A 16,579-nucleotide genomic window follows, 5' to 3' on the forward strand; every position below is an offset into this window, starting at 1 on the left:
GCGTTCAGGGATGGCCGGCGGACAGCGCGATCAGATGCACCAGCCAGCCTTCCGCCCTGCCTTGCAGGATGGCCGGGCCCTGTCCCCACAGCAGCTCACCCTGCCCAATGGTCTGTGGCGGCGCTCCGGCACACAGGCAGCCATCAGTCAGATACACCATCCAGGAGGTCTCGCTCAGCGACAGGCTGCCATCCAGTTGCAGTTTCTGCAGCTGGTGCCGGTAGCGATCGCGGCGGGTCATGACGTTGAAGTCGGTCAGCAGGCGGCCTTGCCGGCGCTGGCTGACAATCGGTACTTCGCCGGCAAACTGGTCAAGTTGCTCGCCGGGGTGCAGCAGGACACGCTGCGGCAGACGCCCTGCCGGGTCGGTGATGTTCAGCAGCAAGTCTCCGCCGGCCAGTACCGCCAGCGAGCGGTCGATGCCGACGAAAGTCGAAAACGGACCGTCGCTGCTGACGCTGGCGCTGGTGATGCGCCAGTCGAAGTCCTCCAGATCGGCTTCTGGCGGCCAGATCGCCAGTTGCAGGGTTTCGCCGCCGCCGTTCTTCCAGGGCATGCGGCGAAAATCGGCTGGCCCGAACCGGCGCAGTGTCATGAGGCTGGCCGCAAGGTGCCATCGGCCCAGCAGGCGCGCAATGGTCGCTGGCCGAGGTGGTAGACCAGGTCCACCGGCGACTGGATATCCCAGAGTGCCAGATCGGCCCGCATGCCGACGGCCAGTCGCCCTCGGTCTGTCAGTCCCAGCGCGTGCGCGGCATGGCGGGTAATGCCGGCCAGCGCCTGCTGGGGTGTCAGCCGGAACAGCACGGCCCCCATGTTGGCGGTGGTGAGCAGGGAGGTCAGTGGCGAGGTACCAGGATTGCAGTCGGTCGACAGCGCAATCGGCACGCCGGCTGCCAGCAGCGCCTCGACAGGCGGCAGGCGGGTTTCGCGCAGGAAGTAGAAGGCCCCAGGCAGCAGTACGGCCACAGTCCCTGCCTCGCGCATGGCGGCGATTCCGTCTGCATCGAGCCATTCCAGATGGTCGGCTGACAATCCCTGGTGCCGGGCGACCAGGGCCGCGCCGCCCTGATTGGTCAGTTGTTCGGCATGCAGCTTGACCGGCAGGCCAAGCTGGCGTGCCGTGCTGAACAGGCGCTCGACCTGAGCTGGCGAGAAGGCGATGTTTTCACAGAAGGCGTCGACCGCGTCGATCAGCTTTTCGGCCGCGAGGGCCGGCAGCATGGTCTGACACAGATGATCGATGTAGTCGTCGGCGCGACCGGCGAATTCCGGTGGCAGGGCATGCGCGCCGAGAAAGGTGGTCCGGATGCTGACCGGCCGTTCTTCGCCGATCCGTCGTGCCACCCGCAGCATGCGCCGCTCACTGGCCAGATCCAGCCCGTAACCCGATTTGATTTCCAGTGTACAGACGCCCTCGGACAGCAGGGCATCGACGCGGGGCAGGCTCTGTGCCAGCAATTGTTCCTCACTGGCGGCCCGGGTGGCACGCACACTGGCAGCAATCCCGCCGCCGCGCAGCGCAATTTCCTGATAGCTGGCGCCATGCAGCCGTGCTTCGAACTCGCCGGCGCGGTTGCCAGCGTAGACGATATGGGTGTGGCAATCGATCAGCCCGGGCGTCAGCCAGCCCGACTGGCCGTGGTAATGCGGCAGGTCCATGAACTCGCCCGGCAGTTCGACCTGTGGCCCGAGCCAGGCAATGCGGCCATCCCGCCAGGCGATGGCCGCTTCCTTCATTTCTCCGTAACCTGCCGCATCGAAGGTGGCCAGATTGACATTGTCGATGACTCCGTCACGCGTCATGGTGGCTCCAGCCCTCCATGACCCTGGCCGCCAGGCGGGCGGCAATCCGCGCGGTACGCATGTCCTGATCCAGCTCCGGATTCAGCTCGGCCAGATCGAACAGCTTGAGCTTGCCGCTGGCCACCGCCGTGTCCAGCAGCGGCTCCAGTACCGCCAGTTCGACGCCGCGAGCGGCCGGTGCCGAGACGCCGGGCGCCAGCGCCGGCGGCAGCACGTCCAGACAAATGGTCAGGTAGAGATGGTCGACCGAGGCGGCGAACGCCTGCAATTCTGCCTGTGCCGCCGGCAGGTCCAGCAGGGTCAGCTGTTCGTCCTCGCGCCACTGCACCCCCAGTTCGCGCGCCCGTGCAAACAGCGCCGCGGTATTGGCAAAGCGGGAAATGCCGAAGCAGTGGTAGTTGAAGTCGACGCCATCCCGGGCGCAGCGCTCGCTGATCTGCCGGAAGGGCGTGCCGGAACTGCCCCGTGCTCCGGCGCGCAGGTCGAAGTGGGCGTCGAAATTGACGATGCCGATTTTCGGTCTGGCTTCGCCGCCTTGCTGGCAGGCATTGAGCAGGCCGGAGAAGCTGGCCAGGGCAATTTCATGCCCGCCGCCCAGCCCGATGACACGGTGGCCGTTGACCAGCAGGTGGCTGACACTATGGGCAAAGGCTTCCTGCGCGGCTTCCAGCTGGTCGCCGTGACAAAAGACGTCGCCGGCATCGTACAGTGCGCAGGGGCCGCTGAGCGGTACATTGGACAGTGCCCGGCGCAGGGCGCGCGGGCCGGCCTCGGCCCCGGCGCGTCCGTGGTTGCGAACGACGCCGGCATGGCAGGCAAAGCCGACCAGCGCGACACCCGGACGGGTGTCGTTCACTTCGCTGATTTCTTCATGCCAGCGGCGGGCAAAGCCGGACTCTTCCTGATCACAGCGTCCGTGCCAGTGGTCCCGGTTGAAGCCGCTGCAGGCAAGTTTCGGTTTGGGGTTCATGGCGCTCCACTATTCGATTGAGGGCAGCAGGTGGTGGGCGGCGAAATCGAACTTGCCCGACAGCACCATCTGTTGCGCCGCGTTGAGATCGGGGGCCAGATAGCGGTCCTCACTGTAGAACGGTACTTCGGCACGCAACTGCGCATGCACTGCTTCCAGTTTATCCGAGCTCTTGAGCGGGCGCTGGAAATCAATGCCCTGGGCTGCTGCCAGCAGCTCGATGCCGACGATGTGGGCGGTGTTCTGCGCCATGTCGGTCAGCCGGCGTCCGGCAAAGGTGGCCATGCTGACATGGTCTTCCTGGTTGGCTGAGGTCGGCAGGCTGTCGACGCTGGCCGGGTGCGCCAGTGACTTGTTTTCCGAGGCCAGTGCCGCGGCAGTGACGTGGGCGATCATGAAGCCGGAGTTGAGGCCCGGGTTCGGCACCAGGAAGGCCGGCAGCTTGGACAGGCTGGCATCGATCAGCAGCGCAATGCGACGCTCCGACAGCGCACCGATTTCGGCGATGGCCAGGGCCAGGGTATCGGCGGCGAAGGCGACCGGTTCGGCATGGAAGTTACCGCCGGACACCACGATGTGGCCGTTCTGCTCTTCGAAGATCAGCGGGTTGTCCGAGACGGCATTGGCTTCGATTTCCAGCGTGCGGGCAGCCTGGCGCATCAGGTCGAGGCAAGCACCCATCACCTGGGGCTGGCAACGCAGGGAATACGGATCCTGCACCCGGTCATCACCGACCAGATGCGACTGGCGGATGGCCGAGCCGGCGAGTAACTCGCGATAGTGCTCCGCCACGGCCATCTGGCCCGGCTGGCCACGCACGGCGTGGATACGGGCGTCAAACGGCGCATCCGATCCTTTGGCCGCGTCGACGGTCAGGGCGCCGGCGGCAATGGCCGAGGCAAAGACTCGTTCAGCCAGGAACAGGCCCTGCAGCGCCAGCGCCGTCGAAGCCTGAGTGCCATTGATCAGCGCCAGACCTTCCTTGGCCGCCAGCGCAATCGGGGTGATGCCGGCGGCCTTGAGCGCGGCGTCGGCGGGCATTTCTTCGCCGTTGACCCGCACCCGGCCTTCGCCCATCAGCGCCAGGGTCATGTGAGACAGCGGTGCCAGGTCGCCGGAGGCGCCGACCGATCCCTTGGACGGAATCAGCGGCACAATGCCGGCGTTATAGGCGGCCAGCATGCTCTCCAGCACCGAACGACGGATGCCGGAGACGCCGCGGGCCAGGCTGGCAATCTTGGTGGCCAGAATCAGCCGTACCACCCGGTCTTCCATCGGTGCACCGACCCCCACCGAATGCGAGCGGATCAGGTTGGTCTGCAGTTGGGCCAGCTGGGCATTTTCGATCTGGGTACTGGCCAGCTTGCCGAAGCCGGTATTGATGCCATATGCCGGCGCGCCGCGCGCCACGATGGCCGCCACGGCGGCATGCGAGGCCTCCACGGCCGGCCAGGCGGCCGGGTCCAGCGCCAGTTGTACTTCTCCCTGCCAGATGGCACGAAGGTCTTTGAGGGTCAGTTGTTGCGGTTTCAGAGTCAGGGTACGCATTACTTGTCTCCCTGCATCGGCAGATCGAGATGCATCTTGCGCGCGCAGTCTTGGGCGATGTCATAGCCGGCATCCGCGTGACGCATCACGCCGGTGCCGGGGTCGTTCCACAATACACGTTCCAGGCGTTGGGCGGCGGCCTGACTGCCATCCGCGACAATCACCACCCCCGAATGTTGCGAGAAGCCCATGCCGACGCCGCCGCCATGGTGCAACGAGACCCAGGTGGCGCCACCGGCGGTGTTGAGCAGGGCATTGAGCAGCGGCCAGTCGGAGACGGCGTCCGAGCCATCGCGCATGGATTCGGTCTCGCGGTTCGGGCTGGCTACCGAGCCGGTGTCCAGATGGTCGCGGCCGATCACGATCGGTGCTTTGAGCTCGCCTCGTGCCACCATCTCGTTGAAGGCCAGACCGGCTTTGTGGCGCTCACCCAGTCCGAGCCAGCAGATACGGGAAGGCAAGCCCTGGAAGGCAATGCGTTCTTCTGCCATATCCAGCCAGCGATGCAGGGCCTTGTTCTCCGGGAACAGTTCGCGCAGCTTGTCGTCGGTTTTCTTGATGTCTTCCGGATCGCCGGACAGGGCCACCCAGCGGAACGGGCCCTTGCCCTCGCAGAACAAGGGGCGGATATATGCGGGGACAAAACCCGGGAAATCAAAGGCGTTCTTTACCCCCTGGTCGAAGGCGACCTGGCGGATGTTGTTGCCATAGTCGGTGACCGGAATGCCCATGGTCTGGAAGTCCAGCATGGCCTGAACATGGGCGGCGCAGGACTGGGCTGCAGCCTGGCGCAGGCTGTCGTGACGCGCCGGATCCTTTTGTGCTTCCAGCCACTGCTCGACCGTCCAGCCGGCCGGCAGATAGCCGTGAATCAGGTCATGGGCCGAGGTCTGGTCGGTCACCAGGTCCGGCTTCAGGCCGCCTTCTCTGGCGCGGCGAACCAGCTCAGGCAGTATTTCGGCGGCATTGCCCAGCAGGCCGATGGAAATGGCCTCGCCACGGCTGGTGTGGTGCGCGATCAGTTCCAGCGCGTGCTCAAGATCGCGTGCCTGTTTGTCCAGATAGCGGGTGCGCAGGCGGAAATCGATGCGCGACTGCTGGCACTCGATCATCAGCGACGTGGCGCCGGCGAAGCTGGCGGCCAGTGGCTGGGCGCCCCCCATGCCACCCAGGCCGGCGGACAGGATCCAGCGGCCCTGCCACGGGTTGCCATCGCCGCCATAGTGTTGCCGGCCGGCTTCGGCAAAGGTTTCGTAAGTACCCTGCACAATGCCCTGGGTACCGATATAGATCCAGCTGCCGGCCGTCATCTGGCCATACATCATCAGCCCCTTGCGATCCAGCTCGTTGAAATGCTCCCAGTTGGCCCAGTGCGGCACCAGATTGGAGTTGGCGATCAGCACCCGCGGTGCATCGGCATGGGTGCGGAAGACCCCGACCGGTTTGCCGGACTGCACCAGCAGGGTTTCGTCATCATTCAGACGGCGCAGTGTGGCCAGAATCTGGTCATAGCACTCCCAGTTGCGTGCAGCACGGCCAATGCCGCCATACACCACCAGCGCTTGCGAGTTTTCCGCCACCTCGGGGTCCAGATTGTTCTGTATCATTCGATAGGCGGCTTCGGTCAGCCAGCTTTTGCAGGACAGTTCGCTGCCACGCGGGGCGCGGATCTGGCGCGACGGGTCGAAACGGGAATCGGTGCGGGACATTGGTTCTCCTCCATGTCGTGATTTGTATAGACTAATATAGGTGAGTCGGTCCGACTTGAGAAGCTGTATAGACAAATTTGGTTCAAGACAATGACATCCGCTGACAAAAATGCTACGCCCCGCTATCAGCAGATCAAACAGGATCTGCTGGAGCGCATTGCCGCCGGCGAGTGGGGAGTGGGGGAGGCGATTCCGCCCGAGCAGACCCTGGCCCGTGATTTTGGTGTGGCGCGCATGACGGTCAATCGCGCCCTGCAGGACCTGACCCAGGCCGGCGTGCTGGTCCGCCGGCGCGGCTCCGGCACCTATGTGGCGCCCCCCCGCGTCCATACCTCGCTGCTCGAAATCCGCAATATTGCCGACGAAATCGCCGAGCGCGGTCACCACCACGACAGTGAGCTGCTGTTGCTCGAGGCGGTGACGGCGACGGCTGAACAGGCGGCCCTGTTCGGCATCGAACCCGGCGAACCCTTGTTCCGCTCCCTGATTGTCCATCGCGAGAACGCGGTGCCGATTCAGGTCGAAGACCGTCTGGTCAATCCCTCCGTCGCGCCACATTATCTTGAGCAAAGTTTCAGGCAGCAGACCCCGAGCGCCTATCTGTCGATGGTGGCGCCGCTGATCGGGGCGCAATATGCGGTCGAGGCACGTCTGCCCGGCAAGGACATCGCCTCTCGGCTGTCCATCAGTACCAGAGAGCCCTGTCTGGTGGTGTTTCGTACCACGCGTACCGAACGGCAGGTGGCATCGCTGGCCGTGCTGTGGCATCCGGGACAGATGTATCAGCTTACCGGCGGGATCTGAGCGTCGGTCGTGTCGGCCGGCATGTCCACCCCGAGCATCACGTGCCGATCGGCCGAAGCGATGGTTTCCGGTCGGTGTGCCACGATCAGCCGGGTCAACTTCAGGGTGGCCACCGCCTGGTTGACCTGCTGTTCCAGTGGGGTGTCCAGACTGCTGGTTGCTTCGTCCAGCAACAGGATGCGCGGTTGCTTGTAGAGGGCCCGCGCCAGCAACAGGCGCTGTTTCTGTCCGCCTGACAGCACCGACCCCATGTCGCCGCACAGCGTGTGATAGCCCATCGGCATCGCCGCCAGGGTATCGTGGATGGCCGCCAGCCGGGCGCAGTGTTCCGCCCGCGCGATATCCGGACTCGGGTCGAAGAAGGTGATGTTGTCGAGCAACGAGCCGGCAAACAGCTGATCATCCTGCATTACCGTGCCACACAGCGTGCGTACGCCGTGAGTGCCGATCTGCGTCCAGGGCACCCCGCCGATCAGCATTTCGCCACGTGTTGGTGTCAGCATGCCGAGCAGCAATTTCAGCAGGGTACTTTTCCCGCAGCCGCTCGGGCCGGTCAGTGCGACGGACTCGCCATCGGCAATCCTCAGATTCACCCCCTGCAAAATCCACGGTGACTGCTCATCATGTCGGAACCAGACATCGCGCAACTCGATGCTGGTACTGGCGGGCAGGGAAGATCCCGGCAGTGTTTCAGCTTCGGGCGTGCAAAGGATGATATCGGCCAGTCTTTCGCCTTGCAGGCGCAGCATGGCCAGCGCCGCCCCCTTGTCGATCAATCCCTTGGTACGCTGCGAAAACTGGGCGGCATAGGCGGCAAAGGCCATGAACATGCCGACGGAAAACTGCTGGGTGAGCACCAGTCCGGCGCCAAACCACAGCAGGGCGGCGTACTCCAGCCCGCTGAGCAGGCGCTGCAGGCTGCGGTAGAGAATGTCTGCGCGATCGGTCTGCATCGCGGCATGGATTTGCTCGACCAGCAGATTACTCCACACCGATTGCCGTTCTGCCTGGCGCTGAAACAGCTTGATCGCCTGCATGCCGCGCAGGCTCTCCAGAAAATGTCCTTCCTGCCGGGCCTGGCGTACGATTTCTCGTTCGTGACGTTCGCGCAGCGGGCGCTGGCCCAGGAAGCGTAGCAGTGCATAGCCGCCCAGGCTGGCCAGCGAAATCAGCGCGAGGGGCGGGCTATAGAGCAGCATCAGGGTGCCGGTGCCGAGGGCCAGCAGTCCGTCCAGTACCGCCTCGATGCACTGGCTGGTCAGGGTTTTCTGGATGGCGGCGATACTGCCGAACCGAGCGCTGATATCACCGATGAAACGCTTCTCGAAGTAGGACAGCGGCAGGCGCAACAGATGGTGGAATACTCTCAGATGCCAGTGCAGACCCAGGGTGTGGCTGATGTGCAGCACGCTCCAGGCGCGCAATGCCGCGATACCGACCTCGCCCAGCAGCACCAGCAGAAAACCGCTGACCAGCACGTGCAGCATCTCCTGATCGGCACTGAGCAGCACGCCGTCGATCAGCCACTGGGTGAATTGCGGCGCCAGCAGCCCGAGCAACTCCAGCAGCAAGGCCAGCACGAACACCTGCAGCACGGCATGCGCGAGTCCGTCGAAACCCGACAGCCACTGTCGCCAGGGAAAGCGCTGCGCTTGCACCAGGGGGCGGAACGTCTCGGTCGGGGTCAGACTCAGCGCCACACCGCTGAAGCTGCGGTCGACCTCCTGCCAGTTCAGCCGGCGCCTGCCCTGTGCCGGATCGTGCAGCCATACCCCGTGCCGGTCGACCCCGGCCAGCACCACGAAATGATTCATTTCCCAGTGCAGGATGCAGGGTAAGGGCAACTGAGCCATTTCGGCCGGCTCCAGCCGCAAGGCGCGTGCCGCCAGCCCGATCTGGTCGGCCATGCGGATCAGATCGGCCAGGGTCGCGCCCTTGAGCGAAGTGGTGAAACGCTGCCGCCAGGAAGGCAGGTCGGCGCGATGACCATGATAGGCGGCAATCATGCCCAGACAGGCCAGCCCGCATTCGGCCGCCTCGCTTTGCAGATAGAGTGGCAGACGCGCCTGCCTGAGTAAGTCGCGAGGCAGGCTCACCATTTGCCACTCACGCTGTAGAGGGGTTCCAGCGCCCATTCGTACAGGCGACGGGTATCCAGCAACAGATCGGCCTCCAGACGCATGGCCGGCAACAGCGGCATGGGCTGGCCATAGGCGCGGATGGTATTGCCTTGCAGCCGGACACGGATGCGGTACAGCGCTTCGCGGCTTTGGCCCTGCCCCTCGATTTCCTGTGGTTGCAGCGCCGACTGGGCCACCGTCAGCACCGTGCCGTGGACATGGCCGAATTTCTGGTAGGGAAAGGCATCCAGCCGCAACTTGACCGCGGTGCCGGGCCGAATAAAGCCGATGGCCCGACTGGGGGCATACAGATGGGCCTCCAGGCCGGCATCGGCCGGCACCAGCAGGCCCAGCGGCAGGGAGGGACTGACTGGTGCGCCCTGCGTGGCATTGATGGCGGCCAGTACCCCGGCTCGCGGTGCCAGGACTTGCCATCGATGCCCGGCCTGATGCTGGGCCAGTTCCTGTGCCAGCGCCTCTGCCGCCCGGCCCAGGCTCAGCTGTTGATCCAGCTCGCGCAGGGGGTGGGCATGCAGTTCGGCCAGCAGGGCGGCCCGATCCCGCTGCAGGGTAGTCAACAGTCGCTGTTGCGCCTGCCATTGGCGCTCGGCCTCCAGTCGCTCGCGCTCTTTTTGTTGTTGTTGCACGGTCGAGACAAAGCCGGCGCTGGCCAGTTGTGCAAAGCGTTGCTGAGTCTGGCGCGCCAGCTCGAGCTGCTGCCTGAGCAGGGCGCTCTCCTGTTCGGCGCGGCTGGCTTCCGCGCCCAGCAGTGTCAGACGGCGCTGCAGGTCGGATAGCTGCAGTGCGCCCAGACGCTTGCCGGCGGCCATGCTGGCGTGCAGCGATTGCAGCCGTGCCTGCAGGGCGGCACTGATACGCTGTTGGGTCGGGCTGCCGTCACTGTGGCGCTCTGCACTCAGGGTGAACAGCAACTGACCGGCCTGCACGCGTTCGCCCTGCTGTACGTGACGTTGCAGCACCACCCCCGATTGTGCCGGATAGAGCCGCAAGACCTGATCCCCCGGCTGGATATCGCCGCTGACGGTCACGCGCCGGGTATAACTGCTGGCGTACAGCCAGGCCAGGGTCAGGGTGGCCAATGCCGCCAGCAGGTAGACCAGAAGGGTTGTGCGAACCGGCAACAGGCCACTCGGACGGCCGAGCAACTGTTCCGCCTGTGCCGCCACGGCCTGCGGGCGAAAGAGAGGAGAATCGGGTACTGGCATGGTGTCATGGCCGTGATCCGAACCGGCCGGCATCATGCTGGCCGCGTTCTTTCAACAGGCTCGGGAAATGGCCCGTTCGGGCCGATCAGGGGATGACTGCCCCGAAACGGGAAAAGTTTGGCGATGCAGCCGAGAGTCAGCACAATCTGGCGTGAACAGCAGAATCGACTCAGCCGGCTCCGCGCTGGCGTAGTGCCAGGTAAAGCATGGCGACACTGATGGCATCATTCAGGGCGTCGTGGCGCGGCCATTGCGGCACGCCCAGTTCGGCATGCAGTTGTGCCTGCCGCAGGTCAATATAGCCTTCCGGATGCTGCCGCAGCTTGTAGTCGTAGTACAGGCCGGAGACCTCAATCTGTCGCTGCGGCAGCGTGCAGCCGATCAGGGGCTTCACCACCTTGTTGAGGACGGCCACATCGTATTCGAGGTAATAGCCCAGCAGCGGGCGACCCCCGATGAAGTCCAGCAGCCGCAGCACGGCTTCTTCTGCCGGAAAGCCCTGATCGACATCGCAGGGCCGCAGGCCGTGCACCTGGATGTTTTCCTTGCCCGGCGGTTGTTGCGGCCGTACCAGCAGCGACAGCGACTCGCTGCACAGAATGCGGTTGCCGCGTACCCTGACGGCACCGATCGACAGCAACTCCGCCTCTGCCACATTGAGACTGGTGGTCTCGCAGTCAAGGCTGACACATTCGCTGTCATGTTCCTCGAACAGGCGCAGCCAGGCCGGATCATTCACTTGCCGCCTGCGCCATGCCTGTTGCAGGGCGCGCAGCATCACAGACTCCCCAGCCGGTAGTGGTGACGCAGATGGGTCTTGAAGCGCTTGACCACCGCCAGCGCATCCTTGAGCAAGTCGCGCTCCAGGGTCGACAGGGCTGCGGGCTCGATCAGGTTGTCGACCGGCATTTGACGCTCCAGCTGTTGCAGACCATGTTGCAGTCGCAGTTGCAGCAGGAAAGACAGGGCCTCCTGAATGTCGCTGGCCAGTGTCGGGTCCAGATGTCCGGCGGCTGCCAGACGGGTGGCACGCGCCTGACTCGAAGGCTCCTCGATGCCGTGCTCCAGCGCCAGGGCCCGCAGGCCGTGTACCAGGGGGAAAATCCCGCCCTTTTTCAAATCCAGCCATTCCCGCCCATCGCGCTCACGGGTCTGCAGTTTGGCAAACAGACCGAGCGGGGTATCGAACTGCTCGATTGCCAGGGCAAAACGGGCATGGAAGCCGGCGTCATCCTTCAGCAGGCGCTGCAGATAGTGACGCCCTTCCTGCAGCAGGTGGCTGTCGCCGCAGATCGCCTCGGCGTCGACAAAGATCGCCAGCTGCAACATGCCCTCGCCACTGGGCTGATTGATCCACTGACGGATGCGCTCGCGCAGCGCCTGGCGCGTCAGGCGCCAGTCCGGGTTGTTGACCATGATCTTGCCGGGGCAGGGCGGGTAGCCAAAGCGGGCCAGCGCTGCCGAGAAGGCCTCGCAGACCGCTTCCAGCATGGGAAAATCGGTCTCATCCGGCAGCAGCAGCGCATTGTCCTGGTCGGTCTTGAGAATCTGCTCGCCACGGCCCTCCGACCCCATCACCAGCAGGCAGCTGGCCTGAAACAGCTCGGCCGGCGCCAGCAGTTGCCAGGTCCGGCTGAACAGGCGGCTGTTGAGCGTTTGTACCAACCGCCCCAGTTGCGGCGGGCGGACCCCGTGACCGGAGAGGATCTGCACCAGGCGCGTGATCTGGCCGGCGGCCTGGGCCAGCTCTTCCAGATTGCCGGCACGCTCCAGCCGCTGGGCGATCAGGTGCGAGTGGTTGGAAAAATAGGACAACACGTCGACCTGGGACAGCAGGCCGACCGGTTCGCCCTGCTCCCGGACGACCAGGCGCCGCAGATTGCGGCGCGTCATCAGCAGCAGCGCGTCAAACAGGAAATCATCAATGTCGATACACAGCAGCTCGAACTGGCAATGCTCGGCCACCGCAGCTTCGACCGGCACGCCCTCCAGAATGATGTCGCGAAAATCGGTGGTCGTGAAAATCCCCAGCCGGCTGCCTTCCCGCACCAGGACCGATTTGCTGCGTTGCTGCTTCATGGTGGCGGCGACATCGCGAATGCTCTGGCTGCCCTCGACAAACACCGGCGACCGGCAGCCGACATCGCGCACGGTGGCGGTCAGCAGGGTCTGCAACTCGCGCGTTCCGGTACGCTGGGCCAGTGCGCCCATTTTTTTCGACACGCTGGAGTAAAAATAGGCACCAAAAGCCGGATTGCGCTCGGTCAGCGAGAGCACCTGTTCACGGGGCAGGGCAAACAGCAGGCACTCCTCTTCGGCGACAAAGCGATGCGGTCCCTGACCCGCCACCATGGCTCGGGCATCAAAGCTGTCCTGCTGCCGATAACGCGACAACACCTCTTCGTCGGCCAGCTCGCAGACCACGCCCTTGATCACCACATACAGGGCATCAATAGACTGTCCGGGACCCATGATCAGGCTGTCCGCGGCGAAATAGACGATATCCGCGCTCTGTTCGAGCTCCTGACGCTCGGCCGGCGTGAGGCTGTCAAAGGGCGGGGCGGTGAAATCAAAGCGGTTCATACCACATCCATCAGAGGAGGATGCTTCCAGCATAGCGGGCTTTTGCCCTCACCGTGAACGGCATGCCATTCTCTTGGCATGAATGCGCGTATCCCTGAATGCAAAAAACGCATGACGAACGCAAGACGAAGCGGCGCCGTGCCTGGCGCATGGTGCTACAATCCGGGATTGACCGGCCACGCGCCAGCTGCCGTGCGGCCTCATTTCAAGTCTATCTGAACTGCGAGAAAGCCCCATGACCCTTATCCGCCAGGATGACTTTATCCAGAGCATCGCCGATGCCTTCCAGTACATCAGCTACTACCACCCCGTTGACTACATCAAGGCCCTGACCGAAGCCTACGAGCGCGAAGAAAGCCCCGCCGCGCGCGATGCCATGGCACAGATCCTGATCAACAGCCGTATGTGTGCCGAAGGTCACCGGCCGCTGTGCCAGGATACCGGCATTGCCCTGGTCTTCCTCAAGGTCGGCATGAATGTCCAGTGGGATGCCACCCTGAGCGTGCAGGAGATGGTCAACGAAGGGGTGCGTCGTGCCTATACCGACGCGGACAACAAGCTGCGGGCCTCGGTGCTGTCCGATCCGGCCGGCGCGCGCAAGAACACCCGTGATAACACCCCGGCGGTGGTTCACATGGAAATCGTCGCCGGTGACGGCATCGAAGTGACCTGTGCGGCCAAGGGCGGTGGCTCGGAGAACAAGGCCAAGTTCGTCATGCTCAATCCGTCGGACTCGCTGGTCGACTGGATCATCAAGACCGTGCCGACCATGGGTGCCGGCTGGTGTCCGCCCGGCATTCTGGGCATCGGTATCGGCGGCACGCCGGAAAAGGCCATGCTGATGGCCAAGGAGTCGCTGATGGCACCGGTGAACATCGCCGAGCTGCGCGACAAGGCCGCCAGCGGCGCGACCCTGACCCGCGTCGAAGAGCTGCGGCTGGAGCTGATGGAGAAGGTCAATGCGCTGGGCATCGGCGCCCAGGGGCTGGGTGGTCTGACCACGGTGCTGGACGTCAAGATCATGGATTACCCGACCCATGCCGCCTCGCTGCCGGTCGCCATGATCCCCAACTGCGCCGCCACCCGCCACGTGCACTTCCATCTGGATGGCAGCGGCCCGGCAAAACTGGCGGCGCCGTCACTGGAAGACTGGCCTTCGCTGACCTTCGATGCCTCCAAAGGCCGTCGCGTCAATCTGGATACCATCACCCGCGAAGAAGTGGCCTCCTGGCAGCCGGGCGAAACCCTGTTGCTCAACGGCAAGCTGCTGACCGGTCGCGATGCCGCCCACAAGCGCATGACCGATATGCTCAACCGTGGCGAAAAACTGCCGGTGGACTTCACCAATCGCTTCATCTATTACGTCGGCCCGGTCGACCCGGTTCGTGATGAAGTCGTTGGTCCGGCCGGCCCGACCACCGCCACCCGCATGGACAAGTTCACGCGCCAGATGCTGGAGCAAACCGGCCTGCTGGGCATGGTAGGCAAGTCCGAGCGCGGCCCGGCAGCCATCGAGGCCATCCGCGACAACAAGGCGGTCTATCTGATGGCGGTCGGCGGTGCCGCCTACCTGGTTTCCAAGGCTATCAAGGCCTCGAAGGTGCTGGCCTTCCCGGAACTGGGCATGGAGGCAGTGTACGAGTTCGAGGTCAAGGACATGCCGGTCACGGTGGCTGTCGATTCCTGTGGCCAGGCCGTGCACCAGACCGGTCCGGCCGAATGGCGTGCCCGCATCGGCAAGATCCCGGTCGTTGAAGCCTGATCAAATAATATAAGCTTAAGACGGTCGGGCTATGCTCGGCCGTCTTCACATGCAAAGGGGAGATTATGGTCCGTCAAAACTATCATCCGGCATCCATCGTGCTGCACTGGCTGATGTTCCTGCTGTTCGCCGCTGCACTGCTGTTCATCGAAATGCGCGACTGGTGGCCGAAGGGTACGCCGATGCGTGATCTGCTGCGCAGCAGTCACATTGATGCCGGTCTGTTGGTGTTGCTGTTTGCCGTGGTGCGCGTCGCTTCGCGCATCAGCCTTGGTGGCCCGGCGCCGATTGGTCCTCGTCTCCAGACGGCCGCCGCCAGTGCCCTGCACGGCCTGCTTTATCTGGTGATGTTCCTGTTGCCCATCACGGGCGTGGTGTTTTCTCAGGCGGGTGGACGCGAAGTCGCGTTGTTTGGCTGGGCACTGCCCCATCTGGTCAATCCTGATCCGGCCCTGCGCGGCACGGTGAAGGAGGTGCACGAGTTTCTCGGCAATGCGGTTTATTTCCTGGTGGGCGTGCATGCGCTCGCGGCACTCTGGCACCATGTGGTGCTCAAGGATGAAACCCTGCTGCGCATGACCTTCCGTCGTCGTTAATGCATACCGGGAGGCCTCTACCTCCCGGTCATTGCTCAATCACCACATCCATCCCCAGCGGTACCTGGTCGTACAGCTGCACCACATCTCCGACCGCCATGCGCACGCAACCGCGTGAAGTGGGGGTACCGAAGGCGACATGCGAGCCGGCGCCATGGATATAGATGGCGCGATCATGACTGTCGACATCGCCCCCCTGATTCTTGCCGGGCTCCATGCCACACAGCCACAGAATGCGCGCCAGGATCCAGTCCTTGTCCGGGTAGGCAGCATGCAGCTCGGCGCTGTAACGCCAGGGCGTCACTTCCCGGTGGTAAATGATGGCATCTGCCGGTGCCCCGTCCCCGATCTTGCTGCAGACCTGATGCCAGCCCAGTGGGGTCTGATAGCTGCCCACTTTTGCCCCCGTGCCGAGGGTGGCGGTGGAAACACGATAGACCTGCCGGGTGAAACCCATGGCGTCATAGGCGGTCAGCGTCTGCTCTGCCACGCTGACGCGCAGCCACGGCTCACCATGCCGGTGAGGATTCGGGTGCAGCACGGTAAACGGTGTGGCCTGCTGCTCCTGCAGGATGTAGTCGGGGTCCGGTGTCGCCGCTTGCGCGATCCCCAGTACCAGCGTGCAAAGGCACAACCAGCCTGGCTTCATTGTTCAGCCTCCCGCCGCGTACGGAAGAAGTCCGACAGCATGGCACCAGCTTCCTCCGCCAGCATCCCGCCAAAGCAGTCGGTATGGGCGTTGAGGCGCCGTTCGGCAAACAGATTGACCACACTGCCGGCGGCACCGGTACGCGGATCGGGTGTGGCAAACATGACCCGGTCGACCCGGGCATGCAGTAGTGCGCCGCTGCACATGGGGCAGGGCTCCAGCGTGACATACAGATCGCAGCCGGCCATGCGGTAGTTGCCCAGCCGGGCAGCGGCCTGGCGCAGGGCCAGCATTTCTGCATGTGCCGAGGGATCGGAACGGCCGATCGGCTGATTGAATCCCTCTCCGATCACCTCGCCCTGATACACCACCACGGCCCCCACCGGCACTTCTCCCTCGTCGGCTGCTCGCGCCGCCAGCGCCAGCGCCTGGCGCATGAAACCTTCCGCCTCGTGCGCCTCCGGTGGCAGTCGTACCGGCGGGTGCGTGGCCAGACTGTCCTGCAGTTGCCGGCGGTCCTGATCGCTGAGCTGATCCCAGTGCACGCCGCGGGCGGCGGCCTCCAGCGCGAACAGCAGGCGCTTGCCGGCCGGCAGGCCGGCCGCCTTGAACAGCAGGAACGTACGCACCACGCCCTGCTGCAACAGGTCAGCACGGGTCGCAATGCCATGGCTGGCCAGCCAGGAGACCGCCTTGGGGGGGAGGGGGGGGGAAGTCAGCTGCACATCAAGCCCTATTTGTCTGTTCCGCGCAAATTATAGTCGAGCCAATGCATCGCCTGCGCCTTGTAATTACGCCCATATGGA

General features: G+C 64.3%; 14 protein-coding genes. 3 read left to right on the plus strand and 11 right to left on the minus strand.

Going from position 1 to position 16,579, the window contains the following annotated elements; translation table 11 throughout:
• Positions 1-4: 4 nt before the first annotated feature.
• From JNO51_RS03515 to hutU, 5 genes are read right to left on the minus strand one after another with little or no spacing between them, the layout of a single operon-like run.
• Entirely contained in the window at positions 5-595 is a 591-nt protein-coding gene (locus tag JNO51_RS03515) for a HutD family protein (protein ID WP_215781422.1), read from the minus strand.
• On the minus strand, positions 592-1,806 hold the full coding sequence (gene hutI / locus JNO51_RS03520; RefSeq protein WP_215781424.1) for an imidazolonepropionase: 1,215 nt from the start codon (positions 1,804-1,806) through the stop codon (positions 592-594). Before hutI ends, JNO51_RS03515 begins: the two co-directional genes overlap by 4 nt.
• On the minus strand, positions 1,796-2,776 hold the full coding sequence (gene hutG, locus JNO51_RS03525; protein ID WP_215781426.1) for a formimidoylglutamase: 981 nt from the start codon (positions 2,774-2,776) through the stop codon (positions 1,796-1,798). The genes hutI and hutG overlap by 11 nt, the downstream gene beginning before the upstream one ends.
• Positions 2,777-2,785: 9 nt before the next feature.
• On the minus strand, positions 2,786-4,324 hold the full coding sequence (gene hutH, locus JNO51_RS03530; RefSeq protein ID WP_215781428.1) for a histidine ammonia-lyase: 1,539 nt from the start codon (positions 4,322-4,324) through the stop codon (positions 2,786-2,788).
• On the minus strand, positions 4,324-6,033 hold the full coding sequence (hutU, locus tag JNO51_RS03535) for a urocanate hydratase (protein WP_215781431.1): 1,710 nt from the start codon (positions 6,031-6,033) through the stop codon (positions 4,324-4,326). The genes hutH and hutU overlap by 1 nt, the downstream gene beginning before the upstream one ends.
• Positions 6,034-6,123: 90 nt before the next feature.
• On the opposite strand from hutU, the gene hutC reads away from it, so the two are divergent.
• Positions 6,124-6,837 (plus strand): histidine utilization repressor, encoded by a 714-nt coding sequence (gene hutC / locus JNO51_RS03540; RefSeq protein ID WP_215781433.1) that lies wholly within the window; start codon positions 6,124-6,126, stop codon positions 6,835-6,837.
• Here the strand turns inward: hutC and JNO51_RS03545 are convergent.
• From JNO51_RS03545 to JNO51_RS03560, 4 genes are all read right to left on the minus strand, one after another.
• Positions 6,816-8,936, minus strand: coding sequence for a peptidase domain-containing ABC transporter (locus JNO51_RS03545; RefSeq protein ID WP_215781435.1), 2,121 nt, complete (start codon positions 8,934-8,936; stop codon positions 6,816-6,818). The genes hutC and JNO51_RS03545 overlap by 22 nt on opposite strands.
• Positions 8,930-10,183 carry an HlyD family secretion protein gene (locus JNO51_RS03550; protein WP_215781446.1) on the minus strand — a complete coding sequence of 418 codons (1,254 nt, stop codon included), beginning with the start codon at positions 10,181-10,183 and terminating at the stop codon, positions 8,930-8,932. The genes JNO51_RS03545 and JNO51_RS03550 overlap by 7 nt, the downstream gene beginning before the upstream one ends.
• Before the next feature lie 169 nt (positions 10,184-10,352).
• Positions 10,353-10,961, minus strand: coding sequence for a 3'-5' exonuclease (locus JNO51_RS03555; RefSeq protein WP_215781448.1), 609 nt, complete (start codon positions 10,959-10,961; stop codon positions 10,353-10,355).
• Positions 10,961-12,766: a putative nucleotidyltransferase substrate binding domain-containing protein gene (locus JNO51_RS03560; RefSeq protein ID WP_215781459.1), complete on the minus strand. Its 1,806-nt coding sequence runs from the start codon at positions 12,764-12,766 to the stop codon at positions 10,961-10,963. The genes JNO51_RS03555 and JNO51_RS03560 overlap by 1 nt, the downstream gene beginning before the upstream one ends.
• Before the next feature lie 235 nt (positions 12,767-13,001).
• On the opposite strand from JNO51_RS03560, the gene JNO51_RS03565 reads away from it, so the two are divergent.
• Together JNO51_RS03565 and JNO51_RS03570 are read left to right on the plus strand one after the other, a co-directional pair.
• On the plus strand, positions 13,002-14,528 hold the full coding sequence (locus JNO51_RS03565; protein ID WP_215781461.1) for a fumarate hydratase: 1,527 nt from the start codon (positions 13,002-13,004) through the stop codon (positions 14,526-14,528).
• Positions 14,529-14,593: 65 nt separating this feature from the next.
• Positions 14,594-15,124 (plus strand): cytochrome b, encoded by a 531-nt coding sequence (locus JNO51_RS03570; protein ID WP_215781463.1) that lies wholly within the window; start codon positions 14,594-14,596, stop codon positions 15,122-15,124.
• 28 nt (positions 15,125-15,152) lie between these two features.
• On the opposite strand, the gene JNO51_RS03575 is transcribed toward JNO51_RS03570, so the two are convergent.
• Both JNO51_RS03575 and tadA read right to left on the minus strand, forming a co-directional pair.
• Positions 15,153-15,773: a L,D-transpeptidase gene (locus tag JNO51_RS03575; protein WP_215781465.1), complete on the minus strand. Its 621-nt coding sequence runs from the start codon at positions 15,771-15,773 to the stop codon at positions 15,153-15,155.
• Positions 15,770-16,498, minus strand: coding sequence for a tRNA adenosine(34) deaminase TadA (gene tadA / locus JNO51_RS03580; RefSeq protein ID WP_215781467.1), 729 nt, complete (start codon positions 16,496-16,498; stop codon positions 15,770-15,772). The genes JNO51_RS03575 and tadA overlap by 4 nt, the downstream gene beginning before the upstream one ends.
• Between the last annotated feature and the right edge of the window lie 81 nt (positions 16,499-16,579).

It is taken from the genome of Paludibacterium sp. B53371 (assembly GCF_018802765.1).
Lineage (GTDB): Bacteria > Pseudomonadota > Gammaproteobacteria > Burkholderiales > Chromobacteriaceae > Paludibacterium.